The sequence below is a fragment of the Paenibacillus sp. LK1 genome, from assembly GCF_002750415.1.
GTDB classification, from domain to species: domain Bacteria; phylum Bacillota; class Bacilli; order Paenibacillales; family Paenibacillaceae; genus Paenibacillus; species Paenibacillus taichungensis.
In genome coordinates this window covers 18,066-30,517 of sequence record NZ_PEII01000015.1, presented here as the reverse complement: position 1 = coordinate 30,517, position 12,452 = coordinate 18,066, and the positions used below count along the sequence as shown (strand labels likewise).

At 46.7% G+C, this 12,452-nt stretch carries 11 protein-coding genes and 1 other annotated feature; of the genes, 5 read left to right on the top strand and 6 right to left on the bottom strand.

Annotated features, from left to right (window positions below):
- Nucleotides 1–18: 18 nt before the first annotated feature.
- Nucleotides 19–1,011 carry a tryptophan--tRNA ligase gene (gene trpS / locus CS562_RS26985; RefSeq protein WP_076292217.1) on the bottom strand — a complete coding sequence of 331 codons (993 nt, stop codon included), beginning with the start codon at nt 1,009–1,011 and terminating at the stop codon, nt 19–21.
- Between the two features lie 342 nt (nt 1,012–1,353).
- Nucleotides 1,354–1,657, bottom strand: a binding site (T-box leader).
- A 27-nt stretch (nt 1,658–1,684) separates the two neighbouring features.
- On the bottom strand, nt 1,685–2,620 hold the full coding sequence (locus tag CS562_RS26980) for a DMT family transporter (protein ID WP_076292218.1): 936 nt from the start codon (nt 2,618–2,620) through the stop codon (nt 1,685–1,687).
- Between the two features lie 177 nt (nt 2,621–2,797).
- On the opposite strand from CS562_RS26980, the gene CS562_RS26975 reads away from it, so the two are divergent.
- A complete protein-coding gene (locus tag CS562_RS26975; protein ID WP_099858735.1) occupies nt 2,798–4,192 on the top strand; it encodes an aminotransferase-like domain-containing protein in 1,395 nt (464 codons plus the stop codon).
- 87 nt (nt 4,193–4,279) lie between these two features.
- Here the strand turns inward: CS562_RS26975 and CS562_RS26970 are convergent, their stop codons facing one another.
- Both CS562_RS26970 and CS562_RS26965 read right to left on the bottom strand, forming a co-directional pair.
- Nucleotides 4,280–5,599 (bottom strand): glutamate-1-semialdehyde 2,1-aminomutase, encoded by a 1,320-nt coding sequence (locus tag CS562_RS26970; protein ID WP_099858734.1) that lies wholly within the window; start codon nt 5,597–5,599, stop codon nt 4,280–4,282.
- 80 nt (nt 5,600–5,679) lie between these two features.
- Nucleotides 5,680–6,723: an LCP family protein gene (locus CS562_RS26965; protein ID WP_076292221.1), complete on the bottom strand. Its 1,044-nt coding sequence runs from the start codon at nt 6,721–6,723 to the stop codon at nt 5,680–5,682.
- A gap of 204 nt (nt 6,724–6,927) precedes the next feature.
- Here CS562_RS26965 and CS562_RS26960 point away from each other — a divergent pair, with 204 nt between their 5' ends.
- The 4 genes from CS562_RS26960 to bcp are packed head-to-tail and all read left to right on the top strand — an operon-like array spanning nt 6,928 to nt 10,071.
- Nucleotides 6,928–7,974: an ABC transporter ATP-binding protein gene (locus CS562_RS26960; protein ID WP_063568167.1), complete on the top strand. Its 1,047-nt coding sequence runs from the start codon at nt 6,928–6,930 to the stop codon at nt 7,972–7,974.
- A 1-nt stretch (nt 7,975) separates the two neighbouring features.
- Entirely contained in the window at nt 7,976–8,770 is a 795-nt protein-coding gene (locus tag CS562_RS26955) for an ABC transporter permease (protein WP_099858733.1), read from the top strand.
- Between the two features lie 13 nt (nt 8,771–8,783).
- Nucleotides 8,784–9,560, top strand: a complete 777-nt coding sequence (locus CS562_RS26950) for an ABC transporter permease (protein ID WP_180287230.1) — start codon at nt 8,784–8,786, stop codon at nt 9,558–9,560.
- A gap of 46 nt (nt 9,561–9,606) precedes the next feature.
- Complete coding sequence (bcp, locus tag CS562_RS26945) at nt 9,607–10,071, top strand: thioredoxin-dependent thiol peroxidase (protein ID WP_099858731.1); 465 nt, start codon at nt 9,607–9,609, stop codon at nt 10,069–10,071.
- Between the two features lie 93 nt (nt 10,072–10,164).
- Here the strand turns inward: bcp and CS562_RS26940 are convergent, their stop codons facing one another.
- A complete protein-coding gene (locus CS562_RS26940; protein ID WP_099858730.1) occupies nt 10,165–11,292 on the bottom strand; it encodes a GerAB/ArcD/ProY family transporter in 1,128 nt (375 codons plus the stop codon).
- Between the two features lie 43 nt (nt 11,293–11,335).
- Nucleotides 11,336–12,442 (bottom strand): GerAB/ArcD/ProY family transporter, encoded by a 1,107-nt coding sequence (locus tag CS562_RS26935; protein WP_099858729.1) that lies wholly within the window; start codon nt 12,440–12,442, stop codon nt 11,336–11,338.
- Nucleotides 12,443–12,452: the final 10 nt, after the last annotated feature.

The following is a 12,452-nucleotide window of genomic DNA, read 5'->3' as shown; positions in this document are numbered from 1 at the left end:
ACAAGCCTTCTCATACCGTCAGTCGAAATAACGTATTCCCATCGCTTCACGAACCTCTAGCATTGTCTCACGTGCAGCTTGACGGGCCTGACGTGTACCTTCCACGAGGATTTCTTTCACTTCATGCCCACGGTGTTCATAGTAATTTCGCCGTTCACGGAAAGGGGAGAGCAGTTCGTTAATTGCAGTACCTGCAATCTTTTTGCAATCCTTGCAACCAATGGTGCCGTTACTACAGTTCGCATGAATCTCAGCAGCCTCATCCTTTCGAAACAGCTGGTGATAGGCAAACACCGGACAAATATCTGGATGTCCCGGATCAGAACGATGAATGCGTGCAGGGTCAGTTTTCGCCTTGGACAGCTTGGCATATACATCATCAGGATGAGCATTCAACGAGATGGCGTTGCCCATACTTTTGCTCATTTTGCCCACGCCATCCAGTCCGCCCAGCCGTTCTCCGGTCAGAATACGTGGTTCAGGCAGAACTGGGGAATATAATTCATTGAACCTCCGTACCAGTTTCCGCGCTGTTTCGATATGTGGGATCTGGTCTTCTCCCGCTGGAACAAGGGTTGCTTTGCAGAACGCAATATCCGCAGCTTGGCTGACGGGATATCCAAGAAATCCGTAATAGAGATCCTTATAACCACGGTCACGCGCCTCGTTTTTTATCGTAGGATTATGCCGAAGACTGTTCACCGTGACAAACATGGAGAAAATGACAGTTAGCTCGGCAATTTCCGGAATCATCGACTGGATGAACAGAGTGGCTTTATTGGGATCGATACCTACGGCAAGATAATCAAGTGTCACTTGATGCACGCTGTCTGCAATCAGCCCCGGTTGGTCATAGTGGGTCGTGAGCGCCTGTACATCAGCCAGTAAAATATACGTTTTGTACTCATCCTGCAATTGCACCCGACTGCGCAGGCTGCCCACGTAATGGCCGAGATGAAGCTGTCCGGTTGTTCGGTCGCCGGTTAAAATAATGTCTTTGTTCTTGTTCATGGTTTATTCTCCTTTGATGTTGTGATTTTGCGATCCATAATTGCTGACGCCACCAGCCGTCTTCCACGACCATCACCTCCTTTCAGCCTGCATCTTTCTCAGTCGAACTAAAGATTATTTACACTTGTCACTTCGATGACAGAACAACCTTCCGATCGCTGTTATCCCCTGATTTTTTGATACACTTTTACAAAGGTGAAATCTGGGGATAAAGGCGAACACTCCGCTTCTTCAGGTTATTTCTGTCCTCTCCGTTCTTGTGTAAATGTTGAGTTGTACTAATAAAGAAATTAAATCAAAAAAAGCCTCGTCCTTCATCCTGTTTCCCAGACGGGAACAGAATAGAAGGACGAAGCTTATGCTTCGCGGTGCCACCTTAATTGGCCGCTGGTTGCGGCCCACTTGAGGGATACGGATAAATATATGCGGAAAGCTCACATATGCCTTATCGATATCCTGTCCATGGATAACGGCTGAACATGCCGCCTTGCCTACTGACGATCCGCGCTCCTGAGTACAGGTGGCAGAACGGGTTCAACTCGGAACTCCGAAGCCCATTTCCACATGACCGATACACCTGCTCACACCATCCGCCGGCTCTCTGAGGTATCCTGTCCTGTGTACTTCTCTTCATCATTGTTGATAACGTCCGTTTACAATTTTTCACATTGTATCATGCTTTATCTGGATTGACCAGCCCACGTTTTCTTCCGCTCATATTGGTGCCAAGTACACCAGCGATGATCAGCAGGGCTCCAACAAAGTGGTATCCATACACTGGTTCATGCAATATCCAGGCTCCGCCAGCAATCGAAATGAGCGTGGACAAATTACTGAATACACTCATTTTGGAAGCTTCCAGATGAGTCAGGGCATAACTCGCCAACAGCGTGGAGAACATGGTGGAGAGGACGGCCAGATAGGCCAGTGCTCCTAGGTAAGATGCATCTCCGAGTGGCTTCACATAATCCACCATGGTTCCGCTCGACGCGTGACGAATCAGGGAAGCTGCGTTGAAGACGATAAATCCAACCATCAGGGTCACCCAGGTCAATTCCATCGGTTTATATTTCTGCGCCAAGGGTCTTGCCAATACACCATAACCTGCAAAACACACTGTGGAGAGCAGCAATAAAGCAATACCTTTAAAATTGCCTGCCGACATCCCGCTTCCTTTCATCAAGAAAATAAAGATCACACCCGCCACGGACAACAGTAGAAACAGTTTTTGCAAAAGGGATGTACGTTCTTTTAGAAAGATAGAGGCCAACACAAGTGTGAAAACGGGGGCCATCGCCTGGATAATCCCTGCTTCCGATGAGTTGGACGAGACTAACCCGAATGCCTGAAAGGCAAAAAACAAAACAGGAGAGAGCAGCCCGAGCGGAATGATACGCCACAGATCACGAAGGGTTAGCTTGATCTTGATCCATCCAAAAATAACAGGAATGCTGACTACAAGTAACGACAAGGCAAAACGGTGTGCCAATACATCAATTGGATGTGCGACACTTACCGTCATTTTAACGAATAAAAAGGATAAACCAATAATGGCTGCATATAAAACAGCTGCTACATATGCATATGTTCTAGTCTGGCTATTGTTCATAGGGTTTCCTCCAATAATACGGTTTTTCTTTATTACTTCAACGGCGCATATGTTGCTGCGTACGCTGTCTGACCTTATTCAATATACTGCCAGACCAATAGTGGTACAATAGACAAAAACGTATACTGTACCGGTACACTTAAAGTAATGCTGAAGTCGGAGGAGAGGCAGAATCCAATGAGAAAATACGAAATTATTGCTGAATCACTTAAGCAATGGATTCAGGACCAATTGCGCCAGCAGAACAGTGGACAATGGCAGGATAAAGGCATCAAACTGCCGGCTGTGCGTGTTCTGGCTGAGCAATATCAATGTAGCGTAAGTACAGCCATACGCGCGTACGAGTGGCTGGAAGAACGCCATCTGGTCTACGCGGTGCCTCAGTCCGGATATTATGCGGTACAGAATGGAGCCGAAGTGGAGGATGGGGAATGGCAGGGTCCAATGGATTTTGCCTCCGCCGCTCCTGATCCGCGAGTATTCCCTTATTCCGATTTTCGCCATTGTGTGGATCAGGCAATGGAGAAGAAACAGGCGGATTTGTTTTTGTATGGAACTGAGAGAGGCTTACCTTCATTAATTGATCTGCTGCAGAAGCAATTCGCCGATTATCAGGTATTTGCCCGGAATGAGCAGTTCTTTATTACGTCAGGGGTGCAGCAGGCCCTTGCTGTGCTGGCGCTAATGCCTTTTCCGAATGGGAAAAAGCAGGTGATGCTGGAACTGCCTGGTTATCATAATATGCCTTCGCTTCTACAAGGTCTGAATGTACCGATTGCTGGGGTCAGACGCTCTCTGGGTGGCCTAGATTGGGACACGCTCGAACGACAGTTTCGCGAAGGAGACATCAAATTTTTTTATGTTATGCCGCGTTTTCACAACCCGATTGGGACTTCCCTGACGTCAGCTGAGAAGAAAAAATTGATCAGGTTGGCGCAGCGTTATGATGTCTATCTGGTAGAGGATGATTTCTTGGCTGATCTGGAAGAGAACACGAAGCAGGACCCGTTATGGTCATATGATACGGAAGGGCGAGTCATTTATCTGAAAAGTTACTCCAAAATCCTGTTTCCCGGCCTGCGGATTGGCGTGGCTATTTTGCCTGCAAGTCTTACTGCATCGTTTAGTAAATACAAAAAAATGCTCGACATTGACACCGCGGTACTATCCCAGGCAGCACTTGAGGTCTATATCCGTAACGGGATGTTTGCCCACCATGGCAAAGTCATCCGCAGCCGCTATGCTGCCCGGATGAACAAATTGTATCAACAACTTAATGCCTTCCCAGACTTCGGCCCATTTGCGAATGCACCGCGTACTGGAGGGGAGCATACGGTTCTGCCGCTGCCTAAGGATATGCCGCTCAGGGTCTTGCTGTCCCGGTTGGACCAACGGGGAGTCATTGCCGATACAACAGAACGATATTATCCGGAAGGTGCACAGGAAATATATCAGGATAAAATGCTGCGGTTAAATATATCCAACGTTCCAAAGCAGCGGATCAAGGAAGGGCTGCGGATTATCCGTGAGGAAATAGTGAAACTGCAAAAGGCGTCCACACAAGCGGATTAATCGCTTGTGGGACGCCTTTATTTCATGTGAATGTGATTAATTTCAGTAACATGCTATGCTGCGACGTGTGAATTGTTAGATAACGGTCTACGCCTGAGCCATAGCTTTGAAGGAAGCTTCTGCGGCTTCGAGTGTTTCCGCAACATCCTTGTCCGTATGTGCAGTAGTCAGGAACCAGGCTTCATATTTGGAAGGAGCCAGATTAATGCCACGGTTCAGCATATGACGGAAGAAGGAAGCGAACTGTTCACCGTCGGTATCCTGGGCTTGATCATAGTTCGTAATCGGGTGGTCACAGAAGTGGGTGGAAAATGCACCACGAATTCGGTTAATGGTTAATGCAATGCCATGACGATCCGCAGAAGTCTGAAGGCCTGTTGTCAGATCAATCGCAAGACGTTCCATCTCCGCATATACACCTTCGCCTTGCAGGACTTCCAGACAAGCGATACCCGCAGAGATAGACGCAGGGTTACCAGCCATCGTTCCGGCTTGATAGGCAGGGCCGAGTGGAGCAACCTGCTCCATAACCTGTTTACGACCGCCGTAAGCACCGATTGGCAGACCGCCGCCGATAATTTTACCAAGTGCAGTCAGATCCGGTTCGATCTCCGCATGATTGTCCAGTCCAGCGTAAGTCTGTGTAGAGCCATAGTGGAAACGGAAGGCTGTAATGACCTCATCGTAAATGACGAGCGAGCCGTTGTCCCGAGTCATGGCACAGAGTCCTTCCAGGAAGCCAGGTTCTGGCATAACCATACCGAAGTTGCCGACAATCGGTTCAACCATGACTGCGGCGACATCATCGCCCCAACGCTCCAGAGCTGCTTTCAGGCTGTCCAGATCGTTGAAAGGTACCGTGATGACTTCGTGCGCAATGCTCGTTGGAATGCCTGCACTGTCGGGAATACCCAGCGTGGAAGGCCCCGAACCTGCTGCCACAAGGACCAAGTCAGAGTGACCGTGGTAACATCCAGCAAATTTCACAATTTTATTACGTTTGGTGTAGGCGCGGGCAACCCGGATGGTAGTCATGACTGCTTCTGTACCGGAGTTTACAAAACGAACCTTGTCCATTGAAGGAATGGCTTCTTTCAGCATTTTAGCGAGCTTGATCTCAAGTTCCGTAGGCGTACCGTACAGCACACCATTTGCTGCTGCCTCGGTAATCGCCTGGGTAATATGAGGGTGAGCATGTCCTGTAACAATCGGGCCGTAGGCCGCGAGATAATCAATATATCGGTTGTCGTCGACATCCCAGAAGTGAGCTCCTTGCGCCTTTTTCATAAAGACAGGTGCACCGCCACCAACTGCTTTGAATGAACGGGAGGGGCTGTTGACACCTCCGACAATATGTTGAAGTGCTTCTTCGTATAAAAGCTCGGAACGGGAACGTGATGGATTCATAAGATAACTTCCTTTCATATTAGATAAACAAAACACAGCGAGAGGGCAGCATATGGGCTGCCCTCTTCGTGTGCACTTCATTATTGTGCAGGTTGCTTGGAATCTTGTTCGTCACCACTTGCCGTTTTGTCTTCGGCTCCGGTAGTACTGTCTTCTTCTTGAACAGGAGGGTGAATGATATCTTGAATATATTGCTTGAGTTTTTCCTCATTGGTTACCGACAGCACTTCAGCTCCGCCTGGGGTACGTTCTTCCTTGAGCATTTTCATTGGCGGAATTTGCTCGCTGCCGTTCATGCTACTCTGGTATCCAAGTCCGCCCAGCTTCCACATGTCGGAGAGGGTCAGATTGGTATCTACATAAGGATTTACTTCTTCCAGAATGGAAGGTAGTTTGGCAATCGTTGTTGTTGACTGCATTTTCGCTGCTACTGCTTTCAGGAATTCGCGCTGCCGTTCGGAACGGGCATAATCCGACATGGCATCATGACGGAAACGAACGTACATTAGAGCTGTATTGCCATCCAAATGCTGGTAGCCTTTTTTCAAATCAATATCGTACTCATTATTGTCTGCTTTACTTGTATAGTGCATGTCCTTCTCTACGTCAAAATCCACACCGCCAACGGCATCCACCAATTTGATGAATCCTTGGAAATCGGTATACACATAATACTGTACAGGGATACCCAAGAGGTCTCCGGCAGCTTTCATTGCCACGTTGGGACCATGGGTAATAGCAGTATTGATGCGTTCCTTGCCATACCCGTCAATGTTGACGTATGTGTCGCGCAGAATGGAGAATAGATTGATTTTTTTGGTAAGTGGGTCTAGCGAAACGACCATCATGCTGTCAGAACGAGGAACTTCCCCCTTCTCCAGCCCGCGGGCATCAACACCCATAACGAGAATATTTACCGTTTCGGTGCCTTCCCATTTCGGAGGATCCGGTGTACTTACTTTTTCAACATTTTCGATACCGGCAAACGGCGATTCATCGCCTTCCTTTTGCAAGCCATTCAACTGATTGAGAATAGAACCGAAATAAAATGCCGCAGCGCCTCCAACAATCAGCACGAAGGCGGCAAGAGAAATCCATATGGTTCTCTTCGTCTTTCTGGTCATGCTAGCTCTCCTTTGTATTCAAAATAAATGAAGATGAGTCCAATTTGATCTAGCCTAGGCTTTCCGTACACGACATATCTGTGAGATGCAACAGAGGACGCGGCCTCAGACTATTTTTTAAAGCTTGCTGAATTTTGACTGATACTATTATAATTTCTTTTTGGGCTACAAGCAATTTCAACAAAATCCAAGTGAGGTATAATCATGCTGGCGATTGATGTCAAAGATTTACGCAAGTCGTTTAGCGTCCAGAAAAGTCGAGGAGGACTTAAGGGCGCATTCCAGGATCTGTTTGCACGTCAATACCAGGAGGTCTTGGCTGTAAATGATATTTCATTTCAAATTCCGCAAGGCGAAATATGCGGATATATTGGGGAGAACGGTGCCGGTAAATCAACAACGATTAAGATGTTGACCGGCATTTTGGTGCCTACATCAGGGCAAATATCGGTTGGTGGCTATGTTCCGTATCAGGAACGTGAGAAGTTTGTACAGAATATTGGTGTCGTTTTTGGTCAACGCAGCCAACTCTGGTGGGATATCGGTGTCATTGAGTCCTTCCATCTGTTGCGCAAGGTGTATCGAGTAGGTGAGGTCGATTTCCGCAAACGTCTAGATGAATTGGTTGAGCGGTTACAGCTTCAGGATCTGCTGAACCGTCCGGTACGCAAGCTCAGTCTTGGACAGCGTATGCGCTGTGAGCTGGTTGCTGCGCTGCTCCATAATCCGGATATTGTGTTTCTGGATGAGCCAACCATAGGTCTGGATATTGTTGTGAAATCGGAAATCCGCGAATTCCTGAAAGACATGAATAAGGAACACGGGACAACCATTTTGCTGACAACCCACGATCTGCAGGACATCGAAGCTTTATGTTCAAGAGTTATTATGCTCGATGCGGGCAATATCATCTATGATGGCGGGTTGGATCATCTAAAATCCCAGTGGGGTAAAGAACGGGAAATCCGGTTCAAGTTTGGTACGGCTCACCCCATGGAACAAATGCTGGAATGGACAGCTGCTCTTCCCGTTCGCTGGACGGTGGAGAACGAACTGTCCGCTTCGGTCTGGATTCCACTTGAACTCAACGTATCGGATGTGCTGGGACGTGTCGTTGGACAGGCAGATATTACCGATATTCAGATTATTGAGATTAACACGGATGAGATCGTGCGCAGTATTTACCAATCCGGTTCAGCCGAGCGTCCCGAGATTGTGGGAGCAAAGAATGAAGCGGTGGGTGTATCCTAACATGAATAGTGCATTTTTTGATTTTATGCGCATCCGGTTCCTGACGATGCTTGCATACCGGGTGAATTATTATTCCGGCATTTTGATATATACGCTGAATATCGGCGTGTATTACTTTACGTGGCAAGCCATTTACGGCAGTAGTGGTGAATTGGGTGGTTTTACGGCAGCTCAGATGACGACATATGTGGCTGTATCGTGGATGGCGCGTGCGTTTTATTTTAACAACCTGGACCGGGAAATAGCCGCAGACATTCGGGATGGCTCCATTGCCATTCAATTCATAAGACCGATCAACTATGTCATGGTCAAAATGATGCAGGGGCTGGGCGAAGGTATTTTCCGTTTCCTGCTGCTCATGATTCCTGGAATGCTCATTGCCATTCTGTTGTTTCCGGTTGAACTGCCTACGGCGCCGTCCGCGTGGATTGGCTTTCTGGTTATGCTGTTCTTCAGTTTCCTCATTAACTCCCAGATTAATGTCATTACGGGACTGGCCGCATTTTTTGTGGAAAACAATGAAGGTATGATGCGCATGAAACGCGTTGTGGTTGATCTGTTTTCAGGTCTGATCATTCCAATCAGCCTCTATCCGGGCTGGATGTCTTCAGTAATGAAAGTATTGCCTTTTCAGGCCATTACGTATCTGCCCGGTTCGGTTTTCACCGGAAGAGTGGAAGGCACAGGCATCTGGAGCGTACTCGGTATTCAGGTGTTCTGGTTTGCCATACTGCTCATTCCGATGATGCTGATCTGGCGTCAGGCGCGCAAGCGTCTGTTCGTGCAAGGAGGATAACAGAGTGTACTATATGGGTCTGATCTGGGAATATTTAAAAAATTATATGAAAACACGTCTCACGTACCGCGCCGACTTTTGGATCGAAATCCTTTCGGATTTGCTGTTCCAGGCGACCAATCTGATTTTTATCTTTGTGGTTTTCCGACATACGGATAATTTGGGTGGCTGGAGTGAGAGTGAAGTCCTTTTTGTTTATGGATATTTTATGGTGCCTTACGGCATTTTCAGTTGTTTTATCAATCTGTGGGGGTTCAGTGAACGGTATATTGTCAAAGGCGAGATGGATCGCATATTAACGCGACCTGCGCATAACCTGTTCCAAATTTTACTCGAAAATGTGGACCCGCCTGCACTCGTTGGTTCGTTTATCGGTCTGATCATTATGGTCATCAGTGGTGCAGAGATGGGACTTGTGCTGGAGTGGTGGCATATTCCGGCCCTCATTATTCTTACACTTAGCTCAGTGCTAATCTATGCAGGAATCTATATCACTTTGACGTCGTTGTCTTTCTATTCGGACGCGCCTACAGGCATCCTGCCATTAATGTACAACATTCAGGGATATGGACGTTATCCGGTAACTATCTATAACCGTGCGATTCAGGTCCTGTTAACGTGGGTCATTCCATTTGCCTTCGTTGGCATTTATCCGGCAGCCCTGTTCCTGGAACGATCCGAGATGCATCGTATGGCGATGCTAACACCTGTGATGGGATTGGTGTTTGGCTCTATCGGCCTTCTGCTATGGAATTATGGCGTGAAGAAATATCGCGGAGCAGGATCATAACAGAAGTCCGTTGTGAAGGGATAGACGAGATAAAGGAGGAAATGAGATGACATTAACCGAAGGCAAGCTGGCACCAGACTTTGAACTTCCGTCCAGTACGGGAGAGACGGTGAAGCTCTCGAATTATCGCGGACAGCGGGTGTTGATATATTTTTACCCGAAGGATATGACCTCTTCCTGTACACAGCAGGCATGCGATTTCCGTGATCGTCATGAGGAGTTTAAGGGGTTAAATACAGTTATTCTGGGGATTAGTATTGATCCGATGAAGCAACACGACAAATTCATAGCCAAATACGGCTTGCCATTCATCCTGTTATCCGACGAAGAACATAAGGTTGCCGAGCAATACGGCGTATGGCAGCTCAAAAAGATGTATGGCAAGGAATACATGGGGATGGTACGCTCCACATTTCTCATTGATGAAGAGGGTGTACTTCTGAAGTCGTGGTTGAAAGTGCGGGTTAAAGGCCATATTGAAGCAGCACTTGAGGCTGTACAGCAACTTTAGGAAGTTAACTCGTCTGTTCTCTACACATCGAAAAAATGTTTACTTCATAAATAAAGGCTGTGTTCGCGGTTTATACCGTGAATCACAGCCTTTTTATGTGGGCAAGCGTTCTGGAGGGGGCTGATTTTTCCGGTTCTTTCCAAAGCGAATGCGATGAACAAGTAAAAGCAGCAAAGGAATAATAAAACTGCAAGTAATGTCCCAATCCACCCATGCAGGCATAATGGTTTCGATATAAAAAATGACATTGGGGGAGATCAGGATGGCCAATGCAAACATGAGCAAGGATGAAGGGAGAATGAGCGGTTTGTAGGTTTTCAACTGAAACAGCTGGGCTAGTCCGATAACAAAAGCGAACATGTACAGCAGGCTTTTGAAATAGGTCGCAATTAACCAGGCAGTAGCCATGAAGGCTTCAATACGCTCAAAGAAGTTACCGATATTAATTTTTTGAGACAGGGTATACGAAATAAAAATGTTATGTTGGGTTAGGAAAGGACCCACAACCATAAGGGAAAACAATAACAGTATACACAGGAGCAGACCTCCGCAGAAAGTGGCAAGTAACAGGTCTCGTTTAAGGTGCGGCCCTGACACTACATAAGGAAGAATCATCGTAAGCACGAGCAACTCCCCGAAGGATGTAAATGCTCCACGTACAACGGTTTCAATCAAATGAACCCGGCTGATGTTAAAGATAGGCTGCAGATGTGAAACTTTTATGTTGGGCAGCAACCCGACGAACAGGAGAGCCATGAAGACAACAACAATAGGGGTCAATAGTTCACTGGTTGCTCCCATGGTTTGCAATCCTTTCATTAGGCCCCAGATCAGTGAACACATGAGCATAATCAAAATGACACGGATGGGGGTCTCGAGGTAGATTTGAGTCGTCATGAAGTCTCCAACCTCACGGATACAAATGGCAGCGCCTATTGCAAAATAGAATAGGTAACCTGCAGACAAGACCGACCCAAACCATGGACCAAGCAATTTCTTGCAAAGTTCTATTAAAGATAGTTCAGGGAAGGTTTGGTGCAGTTTATAAAAGATCCAAATGATAAATAGACCGATGGGCTGACTGAGGAATGAGCATATCCATGCATCCTGTTTACCCAAGGTTGTGACTGACGAAGGATAGATCAAAATCATATCCCCAACCATGACAAGAAAGGTAAGCAGGGCAAATTGCCGAATTGTTATTTTTTCTCTGATTGGCATGGTTTCCGTACTCCTTCCTGACTAGTAGAACTTCAGCATTTCCTTATCCCGAAGGTTTGTTTTTCCCGCGCATTTTGAACATGTGCACCAACAGTAACAGTCCCGGCAAAATAATGCTTAATGTGGTGTCCCAATCTATCCAATATGGGACGACCGTAATGACGATGAAGGTCAAATTGGGTGAAACCAGATTGGCAAGGCCAAATATAAGCAATGATGCAGGCAGGATGAGTATCCGATACTGCTTGAGCTTAAATAGTTCGGCGCATCCAACGATAAATGCATACATATAAACCATTGCTTTAACATACGTAGATATCAGCCAAGAAGAAGCCATAATGGCTTCAATACGTTCAAAGAAACCACCGATATTAATCTTCTGAGATAGAATAAATGATGCATAGATGTTGTGCTGTGTAAGGAAAGTGCCCAGAACAAGCAGAGAGATCGTAACCAATATAGCCAGCAACAAGTTGCCAAGTCCTGCCGCCATAAGAACATCCCGAGTTCGGTGAGCCTGTTTAAGCGTGTAGGGAATAATCATCATAATGGGGACCAGTTCACCTACCGGATATATGATACTGATGAGAATACCCTGTAGGATGGGAACAACACCGGTATCCGTAACAGGCTTAAAATTGCTGGGATCAACCTGAGGGAGTAGACAGAATGCAAGCACAAGAATAAACACGATAAGGATAGGCATTAGCAATTCACTGCTTCTCCCCATCGTCTCCAGACCATGATATAACCCCCAACCAACCGTAATGACAAACATTAGAATGATGACTCGAATCGGGGTGTACTGAAAAATTTCGGAGGTAAGGAAATCTCCAACCTCTCGGGTATGTGTTGAGGCACCTATAACAAAAAAGAAAAGATAAAATCCGGATACCAGAGTGCCTGGCCAAAATCCTAGAATGCTTCGTGCAATCTGTATCAGATTTTTCTCAGGATACAGATTGCACAGCTTTAGAAACATAAGGGTGAGGGCCGTCCCCAGTGGAACCCCGATAAGAGCACATATCCAGGCATCTTGTTTGGCATAGGATGTGATGACCGAGGGATAGATGAGCATCATATCCCCGACCACCATCATGAAAATGAGGATGGACAATTGTCTTGTTCCGATGCGACCCTTCTCAAGCATAATGTCCCCT